The 26211-nt window shown below is 56.6% G+C and carries 25 protein-coding genes; 14 read left to right on the plus strand and 11 right to left on the minus strand.

Features of this window, described 5'->3' with window-relative positions; translation table 11 throughout:
* The first annotated feature begins 154 nt into the window (after window positions 1–154).
* From GHO03_RS02410 to cfaB, 7 genes are all read left to right on the plus strand, one after another.
* Complete coding sequence (locus GHO03_RS02410; RefSeq protein WP_256668367.1) at window positions 155–994, plus strand: LysR substrate-binding domain-containing protein; 840 nt, start codon at window positions 155–157, stop codon at window positions 992–994.
* Window positions 995–1172: 178 nt separating this feature from the next.
* Complete coding sequence (locus GHO03_RS02415; RefSeq protein ID WP_153399053.1) at window positions 1173–2507, plus strand: serine hydrolase; 1335 nt, start codon at window positions 1173–1175, stop codon at window positions 2505–2507.
* Between the two features lie 150 nt (window positions 2508–2657).
* Window positions 2658–4592 carry a protease modulator HflK gene (gene hflK / locus GHO03_RS02420; RefSeq protein WP_153399057.1) on the plus strand — a complete coding sequence of 645 codons (1935 nt, stop codon included), beginning with the start codon at window positions 2658–2660 and terminating at the stop codon, window positions 4590–4592.
* An 11-nt stretch (window positions 4593–4603) separates the two neighbouring features.
* Window positions 4604–5617, plus strand: a complete 1014-nt coding sequence (gene hflC, locus GHO03_RS02425; RefSeq protein ID WP_153399060.1) for a protease modulator HflC — start codon at window positions 4604–4606, stop codon at window positions 5615–5617.
* Window positions 5614–6672, plus strand: coding sequence for a protease modulator HflK (hflK, locus tag GHO03_RS02430; RefSeq protein WP_153399063.1), 1059 nt, complete (start codon window positions 5614–5616; stop codon window positions 6670–6672). Before hflC ends, hflK (GHO03_RS02430) begins: the two co-directional genes overlap by 4 nt.
* Window positions 6669–8579: a cation-translocating P-type ATPase gene (locus GHO03_RS02435; protein ID WP_095023140.1), complete on the plus strand. Its 1911-nt coding sequence runs from the start codon at window positions 6669–6671 to the stop codon at window positions 8577–8579. The genes hflK (GHO03_RS02430) and GHO03_RS02435 overlap by 4 nt, the downstream gene beginning before the upstream one ends.
* 119 nt (window positions 8580–8698) lie before the next feature.
* Window positions 8699–9883 (plus strand): C17 cyclopropane fatty acid synthase CfaB, encoded by a 1185-nt coding sequence (gene cfaB / locus GHO03_RS02440; protein WP_088378578.1) that lies wholly within the window; start codon window positions 8699–8701, stop codon window positions 9881–9883.
* Here the strand turns inward: cfaB and GHO03_RS02445 are convergent.
* Complete coding sequence (locus tag GHO03_RS02445) at window positions 9874–10344, minus strand: hypothetical protein (protein ID WP_254925285.1); 471 nt, start codon at window positions 10342–10344, stop codon at window positions 9874–9876. The two genes, cfaB and GHO03_RS02445, sit on opposite strands and share 10 nt — an antisense overlap.
* A 125-nt stretch (window positions 10345–10469) precedes the next feature.
* Entirely contained in the window at window positions 10470–11909 is a 1440-nt protein-coding gene (cls, locus tag GHO03_RS02450) for a cardiolipin synthase (RefSeq protein WP_095023139.1), read from the minus strand.
* 134 nt (window positions 11910–12043) lie between these two features.
* On the opposite strand from cls, the gene GHO03_RS02455 reads away from it, so the two are divergent.
* Window positions 12044–12562, plus strand: a complete 519-nt coding sequence (locus GHO03_RS02455) for a DUF3617 domain-containing protein (RefSeq protein WP_016782904.1) — start codon at window positions 12044–12046, stop codon at window positions 12560–12562.
* On the opposite strand, the gene GHO03_RS02460 is transcribed toward GHO03_RS02455, so the two are convergent.
* The 5 genes from GHO03_RS02460 to folE2 are packed head-to-tail and all read right to left on the minus strand — an operon-like array spanning window position 12563 to window position 16440.
* Window positions 12563–13123, minus strand: a complete 561-nt coding sequence (locus GHO03_RS02460) for a DapH/DapD/GlmU-related protein (RefSeq protein WP_095020592.1) — start codon at window positions 13121–13123, stop codon at window positions 12563–12565.
* Entirely contained in the window at window positions 13120–14010 is an 891-nt protein-coding gene (locus GHO03_RS02465) for a metal ABC transporter substrate-binding protein (RefSeq protein WP_153399065.1), read from the minus strand. Before GHO03_RS02465 ends, GHO03_RS02460 begins: the two co-directional genes overlap by 4 nt.
* A gap of 11 nt (window positions 14011–14021) precedes the next feature.
* A complete protein-coding gene (locus GHO03_RS02470) occupies window positions 14022–14888 on the minus strand; it encodes a metal ABC transporter permease (RefSeq protein ID WP_094999559.1) in 867 nt (288 codons plus the stop codon).
* Window positions 14888–15547: a metal ABC transporter ATP-binding protein gene (locus tag GHO03_RS02475; RefSeq protein ID WP_095024798.1), complete on the minus strand. Its 660-nt coding sequence runs from the start codon at window positions 15545–15547 to the stop codon at window positions 14888–14890. The genes GHO03_RS02470 and GHO03_RS02475 overlap by 1 nt, the downstream gene beginning before the upstream one ends.
* The gene (gene folE2, locus GHO03_RS02480; protein WP_095020589.1) at window positions 15547–16440 is read right to left on the minus strand and encodes a GTP cyclohydrolase FolE2; all 894 of its coding nucleotides are present in this window, start codon (window positions 16438–16440) and stop codon (window positions 15547–15549) included. Before folE2 ends, GHO03_RS02475 begins: the two co-directional genes overlap by 1 nt.
* Window positions 16441–16567: 127 nt before the next feature.
* Between folE2 and GHO03_RS02485 the strand changes: the two genes are divergently transcribed.
* From GHO03_RS02485 to GHO03_RS02500, 4 genes are all read left to right on the plus strand, one after another.
* The gene (locus GHO03_RS02485; RefSeq protein ID WP_153399068.1) at window positions 16568–17779 is read left to right on the plus strand and encodes an N-acetylmuramoyl-L-alanine amidase; all 1212 of its coding nucleotides are present in this window, start codon (window positions 16568–16570) and stop codon (window positions 17777–17779) included.
* Between the two features lie 93 nt (window positions 17780–17872).
* The gene (gene zigA / locus GHO03_RS02490; RefSeq protein WP_150628723.1) at window positions 17873–19081 is read left to right on the plus strand and encodes a zinc metallochaperone GTPase ZigA; all 1209 of its coding nucleotides are present in this window, start codon (window positions 17873–17875) and stop codon (window positions 19079–19081) included.
* Window positions 19078–19731, plus strand: a complete 654-nt coding sequence (locus GHO03_RS02495) for a DUF1826 domain-containing protein (RefSeq protein ID WP_095017938.1) — start codon at window positions 19078–19080, stop codon at window positions 19729–19731. Before zigA ends, GHO03_RS02495 begins: the two co-directional genes overlap by 4 nt.
* Before the next feature lie 39 nt (window positions 19732–19770).
* Complete coding sequence (locus GHO03_RS02500) at window positions 19771–20751, plus strand: GTP-binding protein (protein WP_153399071.1); 981 nt, start codon at window positions 19771–19773, stop codon at window positions 20749–20751.
* A gap of 199 nt (window positions 20752–20950) precedes the next feature.
* Here the strand turns inward: GHO03_RS02500 and GHO03_RS02505 are convergent, their stop codons facing one another.
* Window positions 20951–21352, minus strand: a complete 402-nt coding sequence (locus tag GHO03_RS02505; protein ID WP_094999552.1) for a DUF3301 domain-containing protein — start codon at window positions 21350–21352, stop codon at window positions 20951–20953.
* A 113-nt stretch (window positions 21353–21465) separates the two neighbouring features.
* On the opposite strand from GHO03_RS02505, the gene pdxY reads away from it, so the two are divergent.
* Window positions 21466–22338: a pyridoxal kinase PdxY gene (gene pdxY / locus GHO03_RS02510; RefSeq protein ID WP_095020586.1), complete on the plus strand. Its 873-nt coding sequence runs from the start codon at window positions 21466–21468 to the stop codon at window positions 22336–22338.
* A 30-nt stretch (window positions 22339–22368) separates the two neighbouring features.
* On the opposite strand, the gene GHO03_RS02515 is transcribed toward pdxY, so the two are convergent.
* Entirely contained in the window at window positions 22369–22854 is a 486-nt protein-coding gene (locus GHO03_RS02515; protein WP_094999550.1) for an acyl-CoA thioesterase, read from the minus strand.
* Window positions 22855–23141: 287 nt separating this feature from the next.
* On the opposite strand from GHO03_RS02515, the gene GHO03_RS02520 reads away from it, so the two are divergent.
* Entirely contained in the window at window positions 23142–24902 is a 1761-nt protein-coding gene (locus GHO03_RS02520; RefSeq protein ID WP_094999549.1) for a cation:proton antiporter, read from the plus strand.
* Window positions 24903–24997: 95 nt separating this feature from the next.
* Here GHO03_RS02520 and GHO03_RS02525 read toward each other — a convergent pair whose 3' ends face one another.
* Together GHO03_RS02525 and GHO03_RS02530 are read right to left on the minus strand one after the other, a co-directional pair.
* Entirely contained in the window at window positions 24998–25405 is a 408-nt protein-coding gene (locus tag GHO03_RS02525) for an SMI1/KNR4 family protein (protein WP_016782918.1), read from the minus strand.
* A gap of 133 nt (window positions 25406–25538) precedes the next feature.
* Window positions 25539–26211, minus strand: a 673-nt coding sequence (locus GHO03_RS02530; RefSeq protein WP_153399074.1) for a Tim44 domain-containing protein, incomplete at its 5' end; no start/stop codon positions are given.

Below are 26211 nucleotides of genomic sequence, written 5' to 3' on the forward strand. Positions count from 1 at the left end.
ATAACGCAAGTAATGCCGAATGGTCGGGAGAGTTCGGGGATATCTTCGTTTTACCCTTTGATCCGACCCAGTGCCTCGCCGCAAGCAGCGCCAGCAAATGTACGTGGATGTCTTGTGGTTTCAGGGTTGTGGATAACTTCAGCAAGGAGCTGGCATGCTTTACACCAATGCGCTGAAACAATTGGATATGCAGGATATTTCGATCGTCTTGCTGTTGATCGAAAATCGCAGCGCCAAGCGTGTGGCAGAAATGTTGAATCTCAGCCAATCAAGCATCAGTTACAGCCTGAAAAAACTCCGCCACTGTTTCGACGACAAACTCTTCGAGAACACCGACGGCGCCATGCAACCCACGGCACGGGTGCTGGCGATCAAGCCCTATCTGCAAAACATCCTGCAGTGCATCAATCAGTGCGCCAAGGAAGGAGCAGGGCAGGGCACCGCGCTGCGTCAGTGGAATATCACTGCCCCGGAATATTTTGAAATTCTCATGTTGCCTGCAGTGTTGCAGCAGGTGCGTTCAACCGGGCGCAACTGGGCGTTGAGTATGAGCCGCCTGGGCCAGGATTTGCCCATCAGTGAGTTATTGGCTTCTGACACCGACGTTTGCTTTGGCTTCGGCCCGGGCTATCACCAACGGCATCCGTTGCTGGGCTATCGCAGCCTTACTGAAGATTCTTTTGTGTGCCTGTCCAGCGTGGCAAAACATCAGGCTAAATCTTTTTTGGATATTGATGAATTTTGTGACACGCCGCACATATTTCCAACGCCGTGGCTGTCGGAAAAAAACATGGTGGATGGCTGGCTGGAAAAACAGTCGCGGCGTAGAAATATTTTTACCCGGGCCAACTCCTATCACGCCGGGGTCAATGTTTTATTGGCGGTGCCGGCACTGATCGTGATCCCGAAAAAAATAGTGGCGACGTTGAATGTGCCGCCAAACATTAAAGTTCTCCAACCGCCGCCCGGTTTCCGACTTTCACTCTGGACATGATCTGGAGCCGTGAACGAACCATCCACAGCGACTTTCATGAGCTGGAAGGGTTGATCGAAAAAATAAAAAAATAAATTTCAGGTGCGCAAAATCGCCTGCGGGTGCTGGTGTGCGCTATACATTCCCACTGCTTATCCCGCAGGGTAGGGCACGGCCATGAACTGAAAAGGAATTTTCGATGATCAAGCAATTTATCAAACCCACCCGCACCGGTGCGGTTTTTCTAGTGACTTGCCTGGCGGCTTCCATCGCCTGTGCCAGCGATAAAACCAGTTACCCGGACGCCGCTGCCAGCGACCCGGCGAAGCTGGGCTGGATGGTCGGTGCACCGCCCCCGCCGGATCGCATCGTGCGCTTTGCCGACGGCAGTTATTTCCAGTTTCCCGCCATGCGCTGGAGTGTTTCCAACTTCCGTCAATTGATGCCTACCACCAATGTCTCCCGTGGCCTGGGTGCGCCCGTGCCGCTGGCCAAAGCCTTGCGCACGGATATCGACGCCTTGACCTTCGTGCCACTGGGCAGCAAGGAGCCGATGACCTGGGAACAGTCGCTGGCGGCGAACTACACCGACGGCATTGTGGTGCTGCACCGCGGCAAAATTGTTTATGAGCGTTACTTTGGTGTGTTGACCCCCGAAGGCCAGCACGGCGCCATGTCGATGACCAAGTCCGTGGTGGGCACGATGGGCGCGATGCTGGTGGCTGATGGCACGTTGGATGCCAATAAAAAAATTGCTGAGTATGTACCCGAGCTGGCCAAGTCGGCCTTTGGCAACGCCACCCTGCGCCAGGTGCTGGACATGACCACGGGGCTTAAATACAGCGAAGATTATGCCGACCCCAATGCGGAAGTCTGGAAGCATGCCCAGGCGGGTAATCCGCTCCCCAAACCCAAGGACTACACCGGCCCGCAAAGTTATATGGAATATTTGCAGACGGTCGAGCCGGAGGGGGAGCACGGCGAGGCCTTCGCTTATAAAACCGTGAACACCGATGTGCTGGGCTGGGTCATTGCACGAGTGACAGGGCGTAACGTTGCGCAATTGCTCTCGGAAAAAATCTGGCAGCGCATTGGCGCTGAACAATCGGCCTATTTCACCGTGGATTCAATCGGTACCCCGTTTGCGGGGGGTGGTTTGAATACAGGGCTACGGGACATGGCCCGCTTTGGAGAAATGATCCGTAACAATGGTCAGTATCTCGGCAAGCAAATCGTACCCAAGGCGGTTGTCGATGACATTCGTGGTGGCGGCGATAAAGCGGCCTTTGCCAAAGCCGGTTATGACTTGCTCAAGGGCGCCAGCTATCGCGACATGTGGTGGGTGACGCACAACGCGGATGGTGCTTTTATGGCGCGCGGTGTTTACGGTCAGCGCACCTACATTGACCCGAAAGCCGAAATGGTTATTGTGCGTTATGCCTCCAACCCGGTTGCCAGCAACTCGGCTAACGATCCGGTGACTATTCCTGCATTTGAAGCCCTGGCCAAACAGTTGATGACTCACCCGGACTGATAGCGCCAAAAAACGCTGGGAGTCGTGCTTGACCGGCTCCCATAGCGGCGTTTCGCCGTTTTTAAACCAAGATGAAGAATCCGTAAGCTCAACAAAAGTTTCATCATTTCTGCGATATCGTAACTAGATATTTCATAAGTGAGTGTTTCCATGCGTGTCGATTTAGAGGCAGAGGAGGGCCGGCTCGAGTCTTTGCCTCGTTTCCAAAGCGCCAGCGCACAGGCTCGTCAGCTCTATCTACTGGGGGTAGTGCTGGCAGTCCTGGCGTTGCTGGCGTGGGTGCTGGCATTTTTTATAGGTCTGTTTTCATCGGAATCGCTGCGGCCGGTGCTGCTGGGCAATAACGCAGCAGCCATGCTGGTGCTGGCCGCAGGCGTTCAATCGGCTTACTGGGTGGCGGATTGGCGCAATGACGCACTCAACCCCGCACCACAGGTGGCTGAGGTCGCTCCCGACGAACAGTTGCGTGGCATTGAACGTTTTAACCAGCGGATTGATGCCGGGGCAAAACAGGTGCTGGCCACCATCGGCGCGCCCGTTTTGTGGCTGGCAGGCGTGAGCGGTGTCGCCTGGTGGAGCGTCCAGCACACCTGGAACCTGGCTTTACCCGGTTTGGCTCTGGGAACCTGGGGCAGTGTCGCGGCTGGCATTGCGGTGCTGTGCGCGTTTGCACTGTTAGTGTTCGAACGTTTCCTGGCGCAGCAACACCCTGGCCAATGGCCGGAGGCGCGTTTGCTGGCACCGTTGGTTCGCGTGCCCATCCTCACTTTGCTCCTGAGCGCCGTGTGCCTGATTTTCAGCAGCGACGATGCGGTGTGGCCTGCCCGCCTCGCGGTGCTGACCGGGTTGCTACCTGCTGCCGTGGCTATTGAGCTGATTCTGAGGGCGCTGGCTGCACTGTTCATCCCGCGCCGCGACAAACTAGAACCGCGCATGATCGGGCAAAGCTTTGTCGCTGGTATGTTGCGTTGGCCGCCTCAGCCATTGCTGACGCTGCAGAGCGAATTGCATAACCGGTTCGGCATCGACCTGCGCCAAATCTGGGCTTTTACCTTTATGCGCAAAGCGTTTTTCCCGGTGCTGGCGGTGGTTGCTGCTGTCGGCTGGGTGCTGAGCGGTGTGAGTGAAATCCCGCTGCAAGGTCGAGGGATTTATGAGCGCTTTGGTGAGCCGGTTGAAGTGTTGGGCCCGGGTTTGCACGTGGGCCTGCCATGGCCTTTTGGGCGAGTCCTGGCGGTGGAAAACGGTGTGGTACATGAGTTGGCCACTAGCACAGAATCGACTGTCGATCCGCTACTCACGCCTGCCGATGGTTTACCACCGCTTACCGCCAATCGCCTGTGGGATGCCACCCATGTGAATGACAAGTCCCAGGTGATTGCCAGCGACAGTGGCGACAAACAGGGCTTTCAGATCGTCAATATGGACGTGCGTTTTGTCTATCGCATTGGCCTGAGCGACCACGCCGCCATTGCCGCCACTTATCACAGTGCTGATGTACCGACGCTGATTCGCACTACCGCCAGCCGCATTCTGGTACACGACTTTGCCTCTCGGACGCTTGATGGTGTGCTCGGTGAGCAGCGCAGTGCGCTGGCCGATGATATAGGCCACGCCGTGCAGGCTGATCTGGATGGCCTGGACAGCGGGGTGGAAATTCTTGCCACCGTGGTTGAAGCCATCCACCCACCTGCCGGGGCCGCCAATGCCTATCACGGTGTGCAGGCAGCACAGATCAGCGCGCAGGCCCTGATTGCCCGCGAACGGGGCGCGGCCAGTGAACAAGCCAATGTGGCGCAATTGCAGGCCAGCGTCGCCCTGGATCAAGCCCATGCGCTGGCGCGTGAAATAAATGCCACCGCACTGACAGCTGATCTGCGCTTTGGCGCCGAGCAAAAAGCCTACGCCAGTGCCGGTCATGCGTTCCTTTTGGAACAGTACCTGAGCCAGTTAAGCCAGGGGCTGAACAATGCCCGATTGCTGATCCTCGACCATCGCCTTGGGGGCAGCAGTGCGCCGACCCTCGACCTGCGTTCTTTCACGCTGCCGGCCGATCCTGTCGCGCCGCGTAAAGCTGCTCAGTAAGGAGTCTTCTCTTGTCTCAATCCCACGATCACAGCAGCCATCATCATGGCTGTTCCCACCACGGCCATCACCATCATGACGATACCCTTGAGCCAAGCCCCTTCCCGTGGCGACGCATGGGCTGGGCGGCATTGCTGGTGCTGTTTGCCATCGCCGCGGCGAGCCTGGTGCAAGTACGTTCCGGCGAAGCCACGGTAATTACCCGCTTTGGCAACCCGGCCCGGGTGCTGCTGGAGCCCGGTCTGGGCTGGCGCTGGCCGGCGCCATTTGAAGTCAGCGTGCCGGTGGATCTGCGTTTGCGCACCACCTCCAGCGGCCTGCAGGACGTGGGCACTCGCGATGGTCTGCGGATTATTGTGCAGGCCTATGTGGCCTGGCAGGTGCAGCCCGATGCCGAGAATGTGCAGCGCTTTATGCGCGCCGTACAAAATCAGCCTGACGAAGCGGCGCGGCAGATCCGTACATTTGTGGGGTCGGCACTGGAAACGACGGCTGCCAGTTTCGATCTTTCAAGCCTGGTGAACACCGATGCCAGCCAGGTCAAAATTGCCGACTTTGAAGCGCAATTGCGTCAGCAGATCGAACAGCAATTGCTCAACACCTATGGTGTGCGTGTGCTGCAAGTGGGCGTGGAGCGCCTGACTTTGCCATCGGTCACGCTCACGGCGACGGTTGACCGCATGCGTGCCGAGCGCGAAACCATCGCCACGGAGCGCACCGCCGCAGGCAAGCGCGAAGCGGCGCAAATCCGCTCCGATGCCGAACGCGATGCGCGCATCCTGCAGGCCGATGCGAGCATCAAGGCCGCGGATATCGAAGCGCAGTCGCGGGTAGAAGCCGCGCAGATTTATGGTCGTGCCTATGCCAGTTCGCCCGCGCTGTACAACGAACTGCGCGCGCTCGATACGCTGGGAACAATGGTTAATCCCGGCACAAAAATTATTTTGCGCACCGATGCCGCACCCTTCCGGGTATTGGTCGATGGCCCGCCGAAGCTGGATGCCAAGGCTGGATCGCAGCCATGAGCCAGGCACCTGATGAAATCAAAGGTGTCAGCAGCCCATGGCAACAGGCGGGGCGACTGGCATTTTTGGGCCTGTACGCGGTGACTGTATTCGCGGCGGTTGCCTGGGGGTTTTCCAATGTGCGTCAGATCGATCCGCAAAATCGTGCCGTGGTATTGCGCATGGGCGCGTTGGACCGTATCCAGAATGCCGGCTTGTTGTGGGCGTGGCCAAAGCCTTTCGAGCAAGTGGTGATCGTCCCCGCAGCAGACCGCGTGAGTGAACGCCGGATTGAAAATCTGCTGCGCTCGGATGTGGCGTTGCAGGCCGATCGAAAAGCTTCGTTCGCCACGCCGGTCAGCGATACGCTGGCCGGTTCCGGGTATTTGCTGACCGGTGATGCTGGCGTGGTGCAACTGGATGTACGGGTGTTTTACAACGTCACCGAGCCCTATGCGTTTGTGCTGCAAGGTGAGCATGTACTGCCTGCGCTGGACCGGTTGGTGACACGTAGCGCCGTTGCGCTGAGCGCCGCCCGCGATCTGGACACGATTCTGGTGGCGCGCCCGGAACTGATCGGCAGCGACAGCCAGGCAGCTGAACGCCGTGAGCGCCTGCGCGGTGATCTGGTGCAAGGCATCAACCAACAACTCGCATCCCTGAGTGCCACCGGGCAGGGTATTGGTTTGCAAGTGGTACGGGTGGATGTGCAATCGAGTTTGCCGGGCCCTGCGGTGAATGCCTTCAATGCGGTACTGACGGCCAGCCAGCATGCGGAGCAAGCGGTGGCTGCAGCGCGCAATGAAGCGGCCAAAGTCACCCAATCGGCCACCCAGCAGGCTGATCGCAGTGTCGAGCAGGCCCAGGCCCAGGCCAGCGAGCGTCTGGCCAAGGCTCAGGCAGATACGTCTACCATCATCAACCTGGCCAAGGTACAGCAGGCCGGCAATGACTCTGGCTTGATGTTGCGCCTGTACCGCGAACGCATGCCCAGGATTCTGGGGCAGGCCGGTTCTGTCACCAGCGTCGATCCCAACGATGATTCCCGCCTGATTATTCAGGGAGCCGAACAATGAATGCGTCTGCCACTCAACCCGCCGTGAGCCTGTTGACCGGTCCCGAACAACGTCGCGCAGCGCGCCAACTGACACTGGCCATGCTGGCGCTGGGCTTGTTGGGTTTAGGGCTGGTATGGCGCTGGCTGATGCCCGCGCAAATCGGCGTCAGTCAGTTGCTGCTGGGTTTTGCTTCAATATTGGTGGCCGTGCCGGTCATGCGTTCGGCCTGGTACAGCCTGCGCTACCCGAGCCTGCACGGGATCACCGACCAGTTAATTGCCTTGGCCATGCTCGGCGCCTGGGCCACCGGCGATTTGCTGACGGCGGCTTTGCTGCCGATCATCATGATTTTTGGCCATGTGCTGGAAGAGCGCAGTGTGATTGGCTCCCAGGAAGCGATCCATGCCCTGGGCAAACTGACCCGCAGCCAGGCGCGTTTATTTCAGGCTGACGGCAGTTTGCTGGAAGTCGACAACGCCACCCTTAAAAGCGGCGATCAGGTAGAGGTGCGCGCTGGAGATCGGGTGCCCGCCGATGGTCTGGTACTGGCAGGGCAGGCCAGCCTGGATACGGCCTCTATTACCGGTGAGTCAGTGCCGCTGGAAGTCGGTAGCGGCATGCCGGTCTTTGGTGGGGCCATCAACCTCGATGGTTTACTGCGGGTACAGGTTACCCGCACCGGTGAAGAATCGACATTAGGTAAAGTCATCGCCCTGATGCAAAGCGCCGAGCGCGCCAAGCCGCCGATCACCCGTTTGCTTGAACGCTATGCTGGCAGTTATATGGTGTTGGTGTTGATGATTGCAGCAGTGACCTGGTTTATCACCAACGATGCCCAGGCCATGCTGGCAGTGCTCGTGGCTGCGTGCCCTTGTGCGCTGGTGTTGTCGGCACCGGCGACGGCGATTGCCGGGATTGCCGTGGCGGCGCGCCACGGGATCTTGATCCGTAGTTCGGCGTTTCTGGAAGAGCTGGCAGACCTCAGCTCATTGGTTGTGGATAAAACCGGTACCCTGACCTACGGCACTTTGCGCCTGCAAGCGATCGAAACCGATGTGCTGCACGAGCAACCGCTGCTGCAACTGGCCGCCAGTTTGGGCGCCGCCAGCAGCCACCCGGTGAGCCGGGCGCTGGCCGGGTTGGTGAGCCACGAGCAGATGCTCCCCCTCAATGATGTGCGCGAGCGACAAGGGTTGGGCATTGTGGCCAGCACCGGGCAGGGTGAAGCAGCGTTGGGCCGTCCTGAATTGTTCAGTCAATTGAACATCACCACCAGTGCCGTGCCTGACCACGATGGCCCCATTGCCGGGCTTTCCCTCAATGGCAATTTCCTGGGCTGGATGTTGCTGGCAGATAGCGTAAAACCCGAAGCCCGACAGGCGTTAAGTGAATTACGTGAACTGGGGCTTGGGCGCCAGGTGCTGCTGACCGGCGACCGCCAGAGCGTGGCCGAGCATTTGGCGCACACTGTGGGCATCAACGAAGTTCAAGCGCAGGCACTGCCCGAAGACAAGCTCGAACGTGTGCTGAGTGAAATCGGCAACGGCTTTCGGCCTATGGTGGTGGGCGATGGTATCAACGATTCGCTGGCGCTCAAGGCCGGTGTGGTGGGGGTTGCCATGGGCGCCGGTGGCGCGGATATCGCGCTGGCGTCATCGGATATCGTGTTGATCGGCAGCGATTTGCGTCGGCTGGGCACCTGCGTGCGCCTGAGCCGTGAGTGCCGGCACACTTTGCAGGTCAATGTGATCATCGGCCTGGGCTGGACCCTGGCGATTGTCGCGGCGGCGGCTTTTGGCTGGCTGGGGGCCGCCGGCGCGATGATCGCCGCGGTGTTGCATAACCTCAGCACATTGCTGGTGCTGGGCAATGCCGGGCGTTTGCTGCGGTTTCATGAACCCCTGCAGCCGTTGAAGTTGGCTTGAAAGTGATTCGGATAAACGGTCGCGCCCGCTCTAGCGTCGACCTCCTGTCCGCGAAGCTGACAGTTTTCGTTATTCGTCTAACCTATAGTTTTGATATCTGAAATGAAGGAGGATTACAGATGCTCGCGCAACTTCCACCGGCCTTACAGAAACTTCAACTTCCATTACGCCTGAGGCTGTGGGACGGGCACGAGTTCAATTTCGGCCCGACGCCCAGCGTCACGATCGTGGTCAAGGACCCGACCCTGGTGGCTCAATTTACCCACCCCAGCCTCGACTTGCTGGGCAGTGCCTTCGTTGAGGGTCGGCTTGAACTGGAAGGCTCTATCAGCGAAGCGATTCGGGTATGCGATGAGTTGAGCCAGGCGCTGGTAGATGATGATGACTACGCCCCGCCACCCCGGGTTTATCACGACAAGGCGACTGACGCCGAGTCCATCTCTTATCACTACGACCTGTCCAATGACTTCTACCAGCTGTGGCTTGATCGCGACATGGCGTATTCCTGTGGTTATTTTGAAACCGGGGAAGAGAGTCTGGACGAAGCCCAGCAAGCCAAGTTTCGTCTGTTATGCCGCAAGCTGCGGCTCAAGCCCGGCGAATACTTGCTGGATGTAGGCTGCGGTTGGGGCGGGCTGGCGCGGTTTGCCGCACGCGAATATGGGGTCAAGGTATTCGGGATTACCCTCAGCAAGGAACAACTCAAACTTGCCCGTGAGCGCGTCAACGCTGAAGGTCTGCAAGACAAGGTTGATCTGCAACTGCTCGATTATCGCGATCTGCCGCAGGATGGCCGGTTCGACAAAATCGTCAGCGTCGGGATGTTTGAACACGTCGGGCACGCCAACCTGCGCGAATACTGCGAAATTCTCTCCAGAGCGGTGCGCGAAGGCGGGTTGGTGATGAACCACGGGATCACTTCCAAGCACACCGATGGCCGCCAGGTTGGTCGGGGTGCAGGGGATTTTATCGATCGTTATGTGTTCCCCAATGGCGAGTTGCCGCATCTGTCGATGATGACTGCCGAAATCAGCGAGGCCGGGTTGGAAGTGGTCGATGTTGAAAGTTTGCGCCTGCACTACGCGCGTACGCTGGAGCATTGGAGCCAGCGCCTGGAGCAAAAACTGGATGCTGCCGCCAAGCAGGTACCGGAGCAGGCCCTGCGGATCTGGCGTTTGTATCTGGCCGGTTGTGCCTACGCCTTTGCCCATGGCTGGATCAACATCGACCAGATTCTGGCGACCAAGCCCCATGCCGATGGCTCGTTGGAGTTACCACCGACCAGGGCGGATATTTACCGCTGAGCGTGGGTTTCCCAGGTGATGGGTTGCGGGTCTTGTATCAGGTTTCTGTCCAGGACGAAGCGCCCATTCTGGAGCCCGATATTTTGATCAACCTTGGCCAGGGCTTTTTGCTCAAACGTCAGTGAGCTTTTGTTGAAAACAAGGTCGTGGCGGGCAACATTGCCGCCCCAGTCCGGTGAGGGGAGGGAGATGTAACTGATGCGGTATTGGTCGTCAGTAAAATCTCCCTCCACCACATACACGCCGTAATGGTTCTCTCCCGGGGAGATGATTTTGTAGAGGCCATTGTCGTAGTAGTACAACACCGCTTCTTCAAAGGGCTTTTCGCTATACATCTTCTTGTAGTGCAGCCGGTGGATAAACGTTGGCTGGCCCACTTCTACGTTGATTAGCGGCGGGGTGTGAGGGGTGTCTTTGGCCTGAGCTGAAGCAAGCGTGCTGATAGTGAAGAGCACACCCATTAACGAGAATCTCATTATTTTTATTCCTTAAACTGAACGGCCCGGGTTATTCCGGGCCATTCAGTTTATGGAATCCTGCTTGACGCTTTTGCCTGCCCTGAGTAATTCAGATCCGTCCTACACAGCTATAAAACCGGTGAAACCAGTCTGGCTATTCGCATGCCCAGTTGCTGCAAACGGTGTGTGGCTTTGATATCGGCATCAGTGATTTCACGGGCCAGTGCGAAGTCATCAAGCAGCATATGCTCGACTTGCCTGGCGAAGTCTTGGTCGACGGTCAGCAGCATGACTTCAAAGTTGAGACGGAACGAGCGGTTGTCCATATTGGCGCTGCCAATGGCGCTGATCTCGTCATCGACCAGTACTACTTTTTGATGCACAAAACCGGGCTGGTAACGGAAGATCCGTACGCCTGCGCGTACTGCCTCGAAGGCATACAGGCTGGATGCGGCGTACACGACTTTGTGGTCCGGGCGTGAAGGTATCAGGATGCGTACATCCACGCCGCGCAGCACGGCGAGCCTGAGCGCGGAAAACACCGCTTCGTCAGGTACAAAGTAAGGGCTGGTAATCCACACCCGTTGATTGGCGGCATGGATAGCTTCAACGAAAAACAGCGAACAGGTTTCGTATGGATCTGCCGGGCCGCTGGCCAGGAACTGGCAGAGCACGCCACCGTCCGGGTAGCTTTGTGGCAGGATCAGGGGCGGCAGTTTGCGTGCGGCCCAGAACCAGTCCTCGGCAAACGACTCCTGCAGGCAGGCCACAACAGGGCCGGTGACTTCCACATGGGTATCGCGCCACGGCGACAGCGGGGGCTTGGCACCCAAATACTCATCGCCAACGTTATGGCCGCCGACAAAACCGCGCACGCCATCCACGACCACCACTTTGCGATGGTTACGGAAGTTGACCTGGAAACGACTGATCCAGCCGCCACGGGTGGCAAACGCATAAGTTTGTACACCACCTGCGCGCAGGGTCTCGGCATAAACTTTTGGCAAGGCATGGCTGCCGATACTGTCATACAGCAGATGCACCGCGACCCCTTGCGCGGCTTTTTCGAGCAGCAGTGCATGCAGTTTCATGCCCAGGTCATCGTCGTGGATGATAAAAAACTGCACCAGCACCACTTCTCTGGCTGAGCGAATGGCATCGAAAATGGCGTCAAATGTCGCCGTGCCATTGATCAACAGGCGCACGCTGTTGTTGGCCAGGCATGGCATGCGACCCAGTCTGGGCATTGCGCGCAGCGAGGCGTAGGCTTTTGAGCTGCGTGCGGCCAGTGCTTCTTCGACCCATGGGCGCCAGCTCAGATGGGTGATGGCTTCACGCATTTCCTGGTTGGCATCGCGTCGGGCTCGAATGTAATCGTCAAAAGTACTACGGCCAAAGATCAGATACGGGATCAGCGTGAAGTAAGGAATAAAGAACAGCGACATAGCCCAGGCAATCGAGCCCTGCGCAGTCCTGACCGTCAGCACTGCATGCACGGCGGCAATCAGGCCTAAGCTGTGGATTAATAAAATCAGATAACCAAGTACGTGCGGGCCTAGATAATCCATGCGTATCCTTACTCCAAAATGTCCAATGCCAGTACTAACAGACCATGATCTGTTATGAATGTCCTATTTGTTTGCGGGCGCAACACTTGCCCTTTTTTGACGTCTAACGCTGACAATCGCGTAGGAGTTGCTTGATGAATGTTCGTCTGCTTGGGCTGTTCATGGCCTGTGGTTTGTCGATTCCTGTGGCTCAGGCCCAGATGCTGCAACCGGGGCTTTGGGAACTCAGCTCCAGCAATATGCAGGTAGATGGCCAACAGCTGCCTGAACTGCAGGTAATGTTAGGCCAATTACAGAATATGCTGACCCCGGAACAAAAAGCCCAACTGGAAAGCCAGGGGCTGACCATGGCGGGCAAAGGTGTGCGGGTGTGCCTGACGCCCGAGCAAGTGAAGTCAGACAATATTCCGCTGACTGACCCCAAGTCTGGGTGTAACCAGCAGATCACTGAGCGTAGTGGAAATCAGTGGAAGTTTCGCTTTAGTTGTCCAAAAGCCCAGGGCGCAGGTGTGGCAACGTTTGCCAGTGATCGAGAGTTCACCACCCAAGTAAATGGCACCTTCAATGCGACCGGGATACAGCAGAAGGGCAGCATGGACACCCGTGCTGTCTGGTTGGGACAAAACTGTGGAACCGTCAAACCGCGTACTTGATCAGAACTCGTTTTGCAGCGCTTTATAGCCGCGCACCAAATCCACATTGGTGCGCGCTACATCTTCTGAAAACTCCGATGCGCTAACACTCACTGGCGCAAATTGGCTCAGGTCCGTGTTTGGTCCGATTCGGGTCGTGGACGGCACATAGAAGTTATCCGGCAGGTCGCGGCCATCCACGACCGAGTTATGCCGCACCACACAGCCATCACCCAACTCGCAATTGAACAGCACACTGTTGAAACCGATAAATACCCTATCGCCAACACGGCATGGCCCGTGAACGATGGAACGATGTGCTATCGAAGTGTTTTCACCAATGATGACCGCCGCGCCGGACTTTGAGTGAATGACCACGCCGTCCTGAATATTTGAATTAGCGCCGATGCTGATCGGTTGCATGCCGCCGTCCTTGTCGACTTCATCGGCGCGGATCACGGCGTACGGTCCGACAAATACGTTTTCGCCGATCACTACTTTGCCGCAAATGATGGCCGTTCTGTCGACATAGGCGGACTCGGCGATTTGTGGCAAGTCGCCTGATGGATTTTTTCGGATCATGGTGTGCTCAATGCGTTGTGCAGGGTGGTGAGGTTGTATTCGAAAAGGCCAAGAAAAGTGCTGGCCGGACCTTCACTGGCCAGGGCATCGGAGTACAGCGTGCCACCAATCTGTGCGCCACTTTCATCGGCAATCTGCTGCAACAGACGCGAGTCTTTAATGTTCTCCATAAATACGGCCCTCACCTTGTCGGCCCGTATCTGACGAATCAGCGAAGCGACTTCAGCGGCCGAAGGTTCGCGCTCAGTGGACAAACCCTGTGGTGCCATAAAGTCGATGCCATAGGCCTGGCCCAGATAGCCGAAGGCATCATGGGAGGTCACGATACGGCGATTGCCGGCGGGCAGGTTGCCCAGCTCTGTTATGGCCTCGGCTTGCAGTCGATCCAGCTTTTTCAGATAAGCCGCAAGGTTGCGGTTGTAGTACGCCTCATCGGCCGGGTCGGCCTTGATCAGCGCTTGAGTGATGTTGTTCACATACAGTTTTGCGTTTGTCAGGTTGTGCCAGGCGTGAGGGTCGGGGATGGTTTCGCCGTCTTCCTCCATCGTGTGAGCAGCCACTCCTTTGCTGGCAGTCACGATAGCCCCCGGGGTTTCGGTACTGCTCACCAGGCGATCAAGCCAGGGCTCGAACCCCAGGCCATTTTTGATAATGATCTTGGCATTGAGCAGTGCCTTGGCATCGTCCGGGGTGGGCTCATAGGTATGTGCATCCTCATCAGGGCCGATCAGCGCGCTGACGTGCACATGTTCGCCGCCGATTGCCCGGGTCATGTCGCCGAGAATGCTGAAGCTGGCAACGACAGGTATTTTCGGTGTCTGAGCCGCGACGCCAAGGGACAAGCCCATCGCCACGCACATACTGAATATCATGGTTAGAGCACGCATCGTGTTGCACCTCATCGGGATGACAGCAAAGGCGGTCGGCGCAGCAAACCGTGTACCGGACCAAAAATGACAGACAACGCATAGCTGCAACCCGCTATCAGCACGATGGCCGGGCCGCTGGGCAGTGAGTAATAAAACGACAGTAAAAGGCCCAGCCAAACCGAAACGCAGCCAATCGCAGCCGAGATCAGGATCAGCACAGGCAGTCGACGGCTCCAGAAGCGCGAGGCAATAGCCGGCAACATCATCAGGCCAACCACCATCAGTGCGCCGATAGCCTGAAAGCCGATCACCAGATTCAACACCACCAATGTCAGGAATAGCCCGTGAGCCAATGGCCCCAGCCGACTGACACTGCGAAGGAATAGAGGATCCAGGGTGTCGAGCAACAATGGGCGGTAGATGGCTGCCATCAGCAGCATGCTGAAGCCGGTTACCCAGAGCATGCCTGTGAGCGTCTGGCTGTCGACGGCCAAGGCTGAACCAAACAACAGATGGAGCAGATCAAGACGTTTACCGGCGATGCCAAGGATCAATATGCCGCTGGCCAATGAGATCGGGTAAATCGCCGCGAGGCTGGCATCTTCACGCAAGCCGGTGCGCCGAGTGATCCAGGCTGACACTCCGGCCATGCTCAAACCCGCCCCCAACCCCCCCAATGTCAAAGCAGGCAGGCTCAGCCCGGCAAACCAAAACCCCAGCGCAGCTCCAGGGAGAATGCCGTGTGCGACTGCATCACCAATCAAACTCATGCGCCGCAAGATCAAAAAAACGCCCAGGGGTGCCGTGCTACATGCCAGTACCAGACCGCCAAATAAGGCACGGCGCATAAAGACAAATTCCTGGAACGGTTGCCATAACTGGCTGACGATAACCATCAGGCGACCTGCGGCGGGTTGATCAGTTGCTCGGTCGGCGCCAGTAAGTTGCCGCTGCTTTTAATCAATAATGTTTGGGGGATATGTTTGCGAACGGCGTTAAGGTCATGGCACACAACCAGCAACGTTCGGCCTTCGGTTTGCCATCTCTGGATATGTTGCCAGAGCAGTTCTTGCCCCAGTTCATCGAGAGCTGCATGGGGTTCATCCAGTAGCAACACCGAGGCATCGGCAAGGCATAAGCGGGCCAGAAGCGAGCGTTGCAATTCGCCGCCCGACAGGGCCATAAGCGGTCGGTGTTCCAGGCCGTCTAAATGCCAGTCTGCCAAGACAGCGTTCAACCGGTCGCTTCGTTGTTGGGCCGTTTGCTTCTTGCCCCAAAATCCCGCAGCCACCAACTCTTGCAAACTGATGGGGAATTGCCGATCCATAAATTGTTGTTGTGGCATAAAGGCCACGTTGCCTTGGCGTGGAACATCCAGCACAACTTTTCCCGAGAGCGGCTTTTGCAGCCCCGCAATCACTTTGAGCAAACTGCTTTTGCCGCAACCATTGGCGCCTATTACGGCTGTGAGGCTGCCTTTGACCAGGTTCATATTTAGCGCTGGAGTGAGGGGCTGACCCGGAACGCCCCAAGTCAGATGCTGACAACCGATCATCACGCCTCCCAATTCCAAAAGCTTTCGGCCACGGCGTCATGGCTGTGCAAACTTTCTGCGTGAACAACTTTAAGTTTGAACGCCTCCACGCCAGAACTTTTCTGCAACACCGTGTTGAGCCTTCGGGCCGCGTCTTCGCAGAACATCAAGTTTTGACCGTTGGCCAGTGCGAAGGCTTGTTCGTCGGCGCGTTTTACCGCTGTTTGAACGGCAGTCCCTAATGCGCCTTCGGCATTATTGATGATTGTTTCCAGAGGCAGTTGTGGGAACTGATGTTCCAAACGAATCGTTAGATGTGCAGCGCTTCGCTGGCTGTGTGGTGTGGCCACGATACCTTTTGAACTACCGAGCCAAGCAAGAACATCTGCGTGTTGCAGTGATGTGTTGGCGAAATCATCGATGAATTGTCGCTGTATTAATTGCCGTGCGAGCGCCGCTGAGCAGGGGCATGTGGAGGAGTAACTCACGAGAATTTTTAGTTCCACGTGGAACATTCCGTTTTTCAAACTCGCTTCAATGCTTGTTGGATAGCTTTTCCAGCCTGCCAATGGGCTGACTAAGGCCGAGCGTTTGAGCAGTACATCGCTGTGAATTCGCACATAGGCTTTGTTCGATAAACCTTCGTGGCTGTCGAGAAAGCACTGCAATAGTTGCCTGAGCAGGGCAGGCGTAAGGTTTTCCGTTTCCAGCTGATCCAACGCCAGATACAGGCGAGACATGTGAATGCCCCGTGCAGTGGCATCTACGAGATTGACGCCGGCATCTATTTTCGCGCTGAGGCGTTGGCCGTTGATTAATACCGGGGAAGCAATGCCGCACATACCGACCCATTCAAGCGCTATTGCTTGCTGGGATGACTGCGCGGCGACATCTGGCAAAGTCAGCGCATTCATAAAGTGAGATCCGTCGCAGAGTGTTTTGACATGTTATATTATAACTATAAAGTCGACGATGCTTTTTTGCTGGGGCATACACACAGCAATCTTGAGTACGGATGCTCCCTTATCTGCGGTACAGGCCATGCACAGACGTCAACTGCTCAACTGGCTGCTTGCCAGTTCCGTATTCACATTGCCGCTGGGAATTTCAGCTGCCCAAATTCAGCACGCCAGGCTATGGCGCACCGGGAATACCTTGCGTCTGGTTCTGGATCTGAGTGGGCCGGTGCAGTACAAAACCTTCTCATTAACGGCTCCCGATCGGCTGATTATTGATGTGAGTGGTGCCAGCCTGAAGGGGGATTTCAGTGAGTTGGTACTGGCCAATACGGGCCTGCGTTCGATTCGCTCCGGGCATTACGGCCAGGGTGATACGCGCATCGTGCTGGACCTGGATGAGCCGGTTCAGCTCAGCAGTTTTCTGCTGCCACCCCAGGGCGGGCAAGGTCACAGGCTGGTGCTAGACCTGGCCAAAAGTGCGGTCGCCAAACTGGGTGTGGCTGCGGCAACGCCAAGCAACACACACCCCAAACGCGACATTATTGTGGTGATTGACCCCGGGCACGGGGGTAAGGATCCGGGTGCGACGAGCGCCAAAGGCCATCGTGAAAAGGATGTTGTTTTGTCCATCGCCCAGCTGCTGGCCAAGCGCCTCAAGCGTGAAAAAGGCTTTGATGCACGGCTGGTGCGCAATGATGATTTCTTTGTCCCCCTGCGCAAGCGGGTAGAAGTCGCTCACAAGCACAATGCAGACCTGTTTATTTCGGTGCATGCAGACGCAGCGCCGCGTCTTACGGCGTCTGGAGCGTCGGTGTACGCGCTCTCGGAGGGTGGGGCTACATCGGCCACGGCGCGGTATATGGCACAGCGTGAAAATGGTGTGGATTTGCTCGGTGCCACCCGCCTTTTGAACCTTAAAGACAAAGACCCGATGCTCGCAGGCGTGATCCTCGATATGTCCATGAATGCCACCATCGCGGCCAGTTTGCAGTTGGGCAACACCATTCTGGGCAGCCTTTCGGGCATCACCTCACTGCATCAAAAACGCGTGGAACAGGCCGGTTTTGCCGTGCTCAAGTCGCCGGATATTCCGTCGATTCTGGTAGAGACGGGCTTTATGTCCAACCCCCGCGACAGCGAGCGCTTGATCACCGCGCCTCATCAACAGGCGGTAGCCGAGGGTTTATTTAACGGATTAATCGCTTATTTTCAGAAAAATCCGCCCGCCAGCAGCCATATGGCGTGGGTTAACGAACAGAAAAACAGTACGTTCGTCACTTCAGGGTTGTCTTAAATGTATTGTTATAATGTATCATTTGTTGATCCGGTATCGGATTGACTGCCAAGCGGGCGTTTTGACCTGCAGCCCTGATGAGGAAATATCCAGATGTCGAATCGTCTTCCTGTAACTGTTCTCTCAGGCTTTTTAGGTGCAGGTAAAAGCACGCTGCTCAATTATATTTTGCGCAACCGCGACAACTTGCGCGTGGCCGTGATCGTTAACGATATGAGCGAAATAAATATTGATGGCGGTGAAGTACAGCGCGATGTGACCTTGAACCGGGCTGAAGAAAAACTGGTCGAAATGAGCAACGGCTGCATCTGTTGCACCCTGCGTGAAGACTTGCTTGAAGAGGTCAGCGCACTGGCCAGGGAGGGTCGATTTGATTATTTATTGATCGAGTCGACCGGTATTTCAGAACCGCTGCCTGTGGCAGAAACTTTTACGTTTCGTGATGAATCAGGACAAAGCCTGGCCGATATTGCCCGCCTGGATACGATGGTTACAGTGGTCGACGGGCTGAATTTTCTTCAGGATTATCAAGCCGCAGAGAGCCTGGATTCACGGGGTGAAACCCTTGGAGAATCAGACGAACGGTCAATTACTGATTTATTGATCGAACAAGTTGAGTTCGCTGACGTCATTTTAATCAGCAAAATTGATTTAATAAGTTCCGACGAACGGCAAGAATTAATGGCCATTCTGCAACGCCTCAACGCTCAGGCCGAAATAATGCCTATGGTCATGGGTGAAATTGCGCTGCATAAAATTCTCGATACCGGCCGGTTTGACTTTGACCGTGCGGCGCAGGCACCGGGCTGGTTGCAAGAGTTACGCGGTGAGCATGTGCCCGAAACCGAAGAGTACGGCATCGCCTCCAGTTCCTATCGTGCGCGCCGGCCTTTTCATCCCGAACGTTTTTTCAATTTTATCGAGCGGCCCTGGACCAATGGCAAACTGCTGCGCTCCAAAGGTTTTTTCTGGCTGGCCAGTAAATTTCAGGAGGCGGGCAGTTGGTCTCAGGCTGGCGGTCTGATGCGCTATGGGTTTGCCGGTCGCTGGTGGCGCTTTGTGCCCCGCGACCAATGGCCGCAGGAGCCGCAAGCCAAGGCAGAAATATTGCAAAAATGGCTGCCGGATACAGGAGATTGCCGCCAGGAATTGGTGTTTATCGGTCAGCACATCGACTTCGCCCGGCTGACGGCTGAACTCGATGCCTGTTTGCTCAACGATGCTGAAATGGCCTTGGGCGAAGCGAGCTGGAAATTGCTGAGCGATCCTTTTGGCGACTGGTATGAAGAGGTGGCTGCATGAAGAATGCATTTGCCTTTACCGCTCAGCCGTTGATCGATCAGGTTCGTGGGCAGACGCCTGAAATCATGACCCGAATTCTGGATGAAGACGTCAACCTGGCGATCTGGCAGCGTCAGTTACCTGTGCATATCGTCGATTTCGGGGCTTTATTGCTTTCGCTGGACGAGCCATTGGCTGACGCCATCGTGATAGATATGCCCAACGAAAAGGCTCAGCCCAACCTGACAGGCCTGGCTGCCAGGTTTAATGATCTGGAAGGCTATGCAGGCTTTATTGCAGACGTTTCCTGGCTGGTGAGTGCCTACGCGTGCCTGTTGGGCGCAAAACGCATTGGGCTGCGTCTCAGGGCCCTGGATAAAGCCATGTGCCCCCGGTTTCATGTGGACCATGTACCTGTACGTCTTATTACCACTTATGCAGGGATTGGTAGCCAGTGGCTGCAGGAAGGCGTAATGGAGCGTCGTCAGTTAGGGCAGGTGCAGGCCGAACCCGCCCGTGCAGAGTTGATTCAGCAAATAAACGCCGGTGAAGTTGCCTTGCTCAAGGGGGAGAAGTGGCAGGGTAACGAGGGAGCGGGGTTGATCCATCGTTCGCCGGCCCTGGCACCGGGCGAGCGCAGGCTGATTTTGACCCTCGATTGGCTGGCCTGAGGCATATTGCTTGCTTCAATCCGTACAGAAGCTGGCCTCATGTTGCAAAACATACCTACCCACGTGATTGCCGGGCCGCTTGGCGCCGGCAAAACCAGTCTGATTCAGCATCTGATGGCACACAAACCGCCACACGAACGCTGGGCGGTGCTGGTCAATGAGTTCGGTCAGATCGGCCTGGATGCGGCCCTGATGAGCCAGGGAAGCGATGACATTGCTATCACCGAAGTGGCGGGTGGCTGTGTGTGCTGCGTCAATGGTGCGCCTTTTCAGATCGGTTTGAGTCGCCTTTTGCGCAAGTCCAGGCCCGATCGCCTGTTTATCGAGCCTTCCGGTTTAGGCCATCCCGCACAGATTCTAAAGCAGCTCGGTGAAGCGCCCTGGCTGGGGGTTTTGGCCCTCCAGCCGTGCGTCATGGTGCTCGATGCGCAAGCGATGGCTCAGGGCAAACCTTTGCCAAAAACCCAGCAAGAGGCCCTGAAAAGTGCCGGTTTACTGGTCATGAATAAATCTAATAGTGTCCCAAATGAGCAACGTGAGGAGATTGCATGCAGCCTGCCAAAGTGCCCTGTTTTATGGGTCGAGCATGGCCGCATCCCTTTAAATACGCTGCCTGTAGCCCATATGAATATCGCTCATGCTGTGGATAACTCATTGATTTATAAGGATTTTAATCATATTGGCAGTGTGTTTTCCGACCCGCGTACGCCGATGGTGATGACTCAACATCAGCCCGAAGGATGGAGCGCAGGTTGGCGCTGGCACCCCTCTCGGCAATTTGACCTGGATCTGTTGCAACAGTGGCTCGAAAGGCTGGATTGGCAGCGTGCAAAGCTGGTTATTCATGGTTCGGCGGGCTGGTTTTCGAACAATTCTGTGGATAACTCGATCGCGCAATGGAGATCGAGTGAGTGGCGCAAGGATTCACGCCTCGAATTGATTTTTGCTCAGCCCCAGGATCTGGATCTGGATTTGCTTTGCTCGGGGCTGGAAAGTTGTCTACTCAAGGAGGTTTTTTAGGTAGCAGGCCCGTGTTGCGAGGCACAAAACCCAGGGTTTTAGCGGGTTCTGTGCTGGTAAAATTGTCCTACAACTTGAAGTGTGCGCAGGGGATTTGCACCGTTAAAACCTCACGGAGGTGTCTATCTCAATGGTTTTAGCGAGGTTGCGCGGAAAGTTATCCACAGGCGCCCGGCATGCAGGCGCTGAAAGGCAGGGCTCAGTGGCGGGTCTTGCTGTGTTCCTGGCGCCACTGGCTGAGTTCGATCACCTGAGCGCTGGGAATGACACTTGGCTCGGCTTCGGTCTGGAACGGGTAGGGCGGCAGCTCGATTTTTACGCTGTGGGCGCCGAACTGGGTGATGGTTCCGGTATGACGCTGATCACCGGTCACCGTGAATTCAAAGTTATACACACGGGCCAGGCGTTTATGGCCGTTGGCGTCGGGGATCAGACCGATTTTTTTAAGCGCCACGTTTTCATCGAGCAGTTCGATATCGAGGTTTTTGCAGTGTTGCTTGACCCGCTCCAGCGCCCGCTCGCGCAGCCCGTGGTTGTGCCACAGCCAGGCAGCGCCTGCAGCTAGCAGCATGAGGACGAACATATTTCCCAGGGTCAGCATTACATGTGCTCCAACAGATTGTGCTCAGCTTAACTGCGTCTTCAACCTGTCGTACAGGCCGCGTTTGGTCGCATACTGCGTGGCTTGAATCCACCCGTAGTCTGGAATCCGGCATGAAACGTACACCTCATTTACTCGCCATCCAATCCCACGTGGTTTTCGGCCATGCCGGCAACAGCGCAGCGGTTTTTCCCATGCAGCGCGTCGGGGTGAATGTCTGGCCTCTGAACACGGTGCAATTCTCCAATCACACTCAGTATGGCCAGTGGACGGGGGAAGTGTTGGCTCCCGAGCAAATTCCTTCGCTGGTCGACGGAATCGCCGCCATCGGCGAGCTGGGCAGCTGTGATGCGGTCTTGTCCGGTTACCTGGGCAGTGCGGCGCAGGGGCGGGCCATTTTAAGCGGGGTGGCGCGTATCAAGGCTGTTAATCCCCATGCACTGTACCTGTGCGACCCGGTAATGGGGCACCCGGAGAAAGGTTGTATCGTGCCTCAGGAAGTCAGTGACTTTCTGCTTGAAGAAGCTGCCGCTATGGCCGATTTTTTGTGCCCCAACCAGCTCGAACTGGACAGTTTTTGCGGCCGTCATCCGCAATCGTTGTTTGACTGCCTGGCCATGGCCCGCAGCTTGCTGGCCCGCGGCCCGAAAGCGGTGCTGGTGAAGCATTTGTCGTATCCGGGCAAACCGCCTGAAAGTTTCGAGATGCTGCTGGTCACGGCAGAGGGCAACTGGCACTTGCGTCGGCCGCTGCTTGCCTTCCCGCGCCAGCCAGTGGGCGTAGGCGACCTGACCTCAGGTTTGTTCCTGGCGAGAGTGCTGCTGGGCGACAGCCTGGTGGCTGCGTTTGAATTTACCGCTGCGGCGGTGCATGAGGTGTTGCTGGAAACCCAGGCCTGCACCAGCTATGAATTGCAGCTGGTACGGGCCCAGGACCGCATTGCCCATCCGCGTGTGCGGTTTGAGGCAGTGCCGATCAGTTTGTAAGCAAACTGAACAAAACCTGTGGGAGCGGGCTTACAGTGTTTCGTCTTTTAGCTCGCGGTAGCGCTGCTCCAGCTCCTGACGGATCTGGCGGCGTTGCTTGCCCTGGATAAAGCGGCGCTTGTCTTCGCTGTTCACTGGCTGCAACGGAGGAACAGCGGCCGGCTTACGGTCGTCGTCCACGGCTACCATGGTGAAGAAGCAGCTGTTGGTGTGGCGCACCGAGCGCTCGCGGATATTTTCGGTAACGACCTTGATGCCAACTTCCATCGAGGTGTTGCCGGTGTAGTTGACCGAGGCGAGGAAGGTCACCAGTTCACCGACATGAATCGGCTCGCGAAAAATCACCTGATCCACCGACAAGGTGACCACATACCGCCCCGCATAGCGGCTGGCGCAGGCATAGGCGACTTCATCGAGGTACTTGAGCAGGGTTCCGCCGTGAACATTGCCAGAAAAATTGGCCATGTCCGGGGTCATCAAGACCGTCATCGACAGTTGGGAGTTTCCGGGTTCCATAGCAGCAGGCTCGTGGTTGTGTTGCAGCAGTGAAATGGGTATCTCTGTGGATACTTGTCGATTTTTGAAACAGTGATTAACGGGACGCTGCCGTGTTGGCTGCCGTCACGCTTATCTCTATCTGTTTCCATATATTGCACCGCCTTTCTGTCGCAAGTCGCGGTGTTAACCTGCAAAAGTCCGTTAGTCGGATACTTCCTACATTTTAAACAGTCGATACGCGCGGCCTGACAGGCTGTGTCTGTCGTCATGTTGCCTGGTGAATATCAAACAAGGAGTGCCACGCCATGCATGCCATCAGTTTTATTCAGGATCTGGCAGTCATCATGCTGGTCGCAGGTGTGGTGACGATTCTTTTCCACAGGTTCAAACAGCCGGTGGTACTGGGCTATATCGTTGCAGGTTTTATTATCGGCCCGCACACCCCGCCGTTTGGCCTGATTCACGATGAAGAAACGATCAAAACCCTGGCTGAGCTGGGGGTGATCTTTTTGATGTTCTGTCTGGGGCTGGAGTTCAGCCTGCGCAAGTTGTTCAAGGTCGGGGCCACAGCCTTTATCGCAGCGTTTATGGAAATCACGCTGATGATCTGGATTGGTTATGAAATTGGCCGCTGGTTCGACTGGAACACCATGGATTCGCTGTTTCTGGGCGCCATCCTGGCCATTTCATCTACCACCATCATCGTCAAGGCCCTCAACGACCTCAAGATGAAAAACGAGCGCTTTGCCCAGCTGATTTTTGGCGTGCTGATCGTTGAAGATATTTTGGGTATCGGGATTATTGCGCTGCTGTCGAGCATTGCGGTCAGCGGCAGCGTCAGCCCCGAAGAGGTTTTTTCGACCGTCGGTAAATTGTCATTGTTTATGATCGTGGCGTTGGTTATCGGCATTTTGCTGGTGCCGCGTGTGCTGGCGTATGTAGCCCGATTCGAAAGCAATGAAATGCTGCTGATCACTGTGCTGGGCCTGTGTTTTGGCTTTTGCCTGCTGGTGGTCAAGCTGGAATACAGCATGGTGCTCGGGGCGTTTTTGATCGGTGCAATCATGGCCGAATCGCGTCAGTTGCTGAAAATCGAGCGCCTGATTGAACCGGTGCGTGATTTGTTCAGTGCAATATTCTTTGTTGCGATCGGGTTGATGCTCGACCCGGCAATCCTGCTGGAGTATGCGCTGCCAATTGTGGTGATCACTATCGCCGTGGTGCTGGGCAAGATGCTCTCCTGCGGTTTGGGGGCCTTTATCGCAGGCAATGATGGACGTACCTCGCTACGAGTCGGAATGGGGCTTTCGCAGATTGGGGAGTTTTCTTTCATTATCGCGGCGCTGGGTATGACATTGCAGGTCACCAGCAGCTTCCTGTACCCCGTAGCAGTGGCCGTCTCCGTATTGACCACCCTGATGACCCCTTACCTGATTCGCGCCGCAGACCCGCTCTCGCTCAAGCTGGCACAGGTGGTGCCTGGTCGCTTGTCACGGGTGTTGGGGTTGTATGGCGAATGGCTGCGCAGTATTCAGCCGCAGGGCGAAGGGGCGTTGTTGGCGGCCATGATTCGCAAGATCTTGCTGCAAGTTGGGGTCAATCTGGCCCTGGTCATCGCTATTTTCTTTGCCGGCGGTTATTTCGCACCGCGCATCGGCCGTTATTTGCAGGGCTGGATTCTGGAGCCGAGCTGGCAAAAAGGGATGATCTGGGGGGCTGCTTTGCTGCTGTCGTTGCCGTTCCTGATTGCGGCGTATCGCAAGCTCAAGGCGCTTTCGATGCTACTGGCCGAGATGGGGGTCAAGCCGGAAATGGCAGGGCGCCATACGCAGCGCGTGCGCCGGGTGATCTCGGAAGTCATCCCGATTCTGTCGTTGCTGGTGATTTTTCTGCTGCTGTCGGCCTTGTCGGCAAGCATCCTGCCCACCAACGAGTTGCTGATGGTGATTGCGGTGGTGGCGGCGGGGGTTGCGGCGCTGTTGTGGCGCTGGTTTATCCGGATTCACACGCGCATGCAGGTTGCACTGCTGGAAACGCTGGATAACCACAAGGAGGGGGGGCACTGACAGCCCGCTGACCAATGGCTGGAAAGCGGGGATGCCCGGGGGCTGTTGATGTTTCGTTGTGGCTCACAACGAAACGTCAACCAACCCTGGAGGTATCAGCTTTCCAGCCAGACGTCGCGCGCCCAGTGCCAGACCGATTCCCAGGTTTCTTCAGTGACGAGTTCTTCTTCGCCGGACCACAGCACCACGGTGCCGTCTTCTTCCACGCAGTAGTAGTCGTCGCCGTCCTGGCAAATAGGGATCAGGCTGCGATCAACGCCAGCATCCCAGGCATTTGCCGCCACTTCCGGCAGATAGGTGTGCGATTGTGGGTCGGTCACTGTGACCGGCTCCAGGCTGCCATACACCACGTCACTGACGGTCAGCAGAAATTCTCTGAAGACAAATGGAATATCGATGAACAGCTGTTCTTCGATTTCCACCAACTGGTCTTCTTCAGGCAGTTCCAGGGGAACCGGTACAGGCTCGTTTTTTTCGCGTAGCTCTTCAATAATCTCTTCCACGACCTCATCCTCATGCTCTATGGCGCGGTTTATATGACGCGCTTTATACAGTAGCTCGTTATAAGTGCAATCGTGAAATGCAAAGCCCCGGACAAGTCCGGGGCTTTGGTAAACGCATGTGTAACTCGCAGGGTTAGCCGTTCTGGCGGATACCTGCCACCAGCCAAGGCTGGTTGTCGCCTTGCTGACGTTCCATGTTCCAGCTTTCGCTGAAGGCTTCGCCCTGGTCAAAGCGCGAGTTTTTCGACACGCCGCTGAAGGTCAGGGTTGCAATGGTTTTGTCTGCGCGATCGTCCAGGCCGTCCAGTTGCACGGTCAGGTTGTCGATGTAGGTGGACTGGAAGCCATCACCCAGCTCAGCGCGTTCACGCTTGAGGAAGTCGAGCATCTGCGGGGTCACGAACTCGGCGATCTTGTCCATTTCGTTGGCATCCCAGTGCTGTTGCAGGGACTGGAAATGGTTGCGCGCAGCTTCCAGGAAGTTTTGCTCGTTGAACCAGGCCGGCGCATTGATCACCGGGCGGGCCGCAGGGGCAGCCGAACCACCGAAGATCGAAGCAGCAGGCTTGGCGTCGAACGCTTCGCGTTGCATGGGTGCGTGGCCAGCAGGGGCCATCATGTCAGCTTGTTTGCGACGACGGGCCGCGATAAAGCGGAAGATCAGGAAGGCGATAACCGCCATGATCAGGATGTCGAAGAATTGCATGCCCTGGAAGCCGCCGCCCATGAACATGGACGCCAGCAGGCCACCGGCAGCGAGGCCGGCCAGAGGGCCGAGCCAGCGCGAAGCACCGCCGGCCTTGGCT

Source organism: Pseudomonas sp. FSL R10-1339, assembly GCF_009600545.1.
In the GTDB taxonomy this organism is placed as follows: domain Bacteria; phylum Pseudomonadota; class Gammaproteobacteria; order Pseudomonadales; family Pseudomonadaceae; genus Aquipseudomonas; species Aquipseudomonas bubulae.

Coding starts and splice junctions, on each gene's coding strand:
- GHO03_RS02410 (WP_256668367.1), top strand. CDS start 155: ATGCTTTACACCAATGCGCTGAAACAATTGGATATGCAGGATATTTCG.
- GHO03_RS02415 (WP_153399053.1), top strand. CDS start 1,173: ATGATCAAGCAATTTATCAAACCCACCCGCACCGGTGCGGTTTTTCTA.
- hflK (WP_153399057.1), top strand. CDS start 2,658: ATGCGTGTCGATTTAGAGGCAGAGGAGGGCCGGCTCGAGTCTTTGCCT.
- hflK (WP_153399063.1), top strand. CDS start 5,614: ATGAGCCAGGCACCTGATGAAATCAAAGGTGTCAGCAGCCCATGGCAA.
- GHO03_RS02435 (WP_095023140.1), top strand. CDS start 6,669: ATGAATGCGTCTGCCACTCAACCCGCCGTGAGCCTGTTGACCGGTCCC.
- cfaB (WP_088378578.1), top strand. CDS start 8,699: ATGCTCGCGCAACTTCCACCGGCCTTACAGAAACTTCAACTTCCATTA.
- GHO03_RS02445 (WP_254925285.1), bottom strand. CDS start 10,344: ATGGGTGTGCTCTTCACTATCAGCACGCTTGCTTCAGCTCAGGCCAAA.
- cls (WP_095023139.1), bottom strand. CDS start 11,909: ATGGATTATCTAGGCCCGCACGTACTTGGTTATCTGATTTTATTAATC.
- GHO03_RS02455 (WP_016782904.1), top strand. CDS start 12,044: ATGAATGTTCGTCTGCTTGGGCTGTTCATGGCCTGTGGTTTGTCGATT.
- GHO03_RS02460 (WP_095020592.1), bottom strand. CDS start 13,123: ATGATCCGAAAAAATCCATCAGGCGACTTGCCACAAATCGCCGAGTCC.
- GHO03_RS02465 (WP_153399065.1), bottom strand. CDS start 14,010: ATGCGTGCTCTAACCATGATATTCAGTATGTGCGTGGCGATGGGCTTG.
- GHO03_RS02470 (WP_094999559.1), bottom strand. CDS start 14,888: ATGGTTATCGTCAGCCAGTTATGGCAACCGTTCCAGGAATTTGTCTTT.
- GHO03_RS02475 (WP_095024798.1), bottom strand. CDS start 15,547: ATGATCGGTTGTCAGCATCTGACTTGGGGCGTTCCGGGTCAGCCCCTC.
- folE2 (WP_095020589.1), bottom strand. CDS start 16,440: ATGAATGCGCTGACTTTGCCAGATGTCGCCGCGCAGTCATCCCAGCAA.
- GHO03_RS02485 (WP_153399068.1), top strand. CDS start 16,568: ATGCACAGACGTCAACTGCTCAACTGGCTGCTTGCCAGTTCCGTATTC.
- zigA (WP_150628723.1), top strand. CDS start 17,873: ATGTCGAATCGTCTTCCTGTAACTGTTCTCTCAGGCTTTTTAGGTGCA.
- GHO03_RS02495 (WP_095017938.1), top strand. CDS start 19,078: ATGAAGAATGCATTTGCCTTTACCGCTCAGCCGTTGATCGATCAGGTT.
- GHO03_RS02500 (WP_153399071.1), top strand. CDS start 19,771: ATGTTGCAAAACATACCTACCCACGTGATTGCCGGGCCGCTTGGCGCC.
- GHO03_RS02505 (WP_094999552.1), bottom strand. CDS start 21,352: ATGCTGACCCTGGGAAATATGTTCGTCCTCATGCTGCTAGCTGCAGGC.
- pdxY (WP_095020586.1), top strand. CDS start 21,466: ATGAAACGTACACCTCATTTACTCGCCATCCAATCCCACGTGGTTTTC.
- GHO03_RS02515 (WP_094999550.1), bottom strand. CDS start 22,854: ATGGAACCCGGAAACTCCCAACTGTCGATGACGGTCTTGATGACCCCG.
- GHO03_RS02520 (WP_094999549.1), top strand. CDS start 23,142: ATGCATGCCATCAGTTTTATTCAGGATCTGGCAGTCATCATGCTGGTC.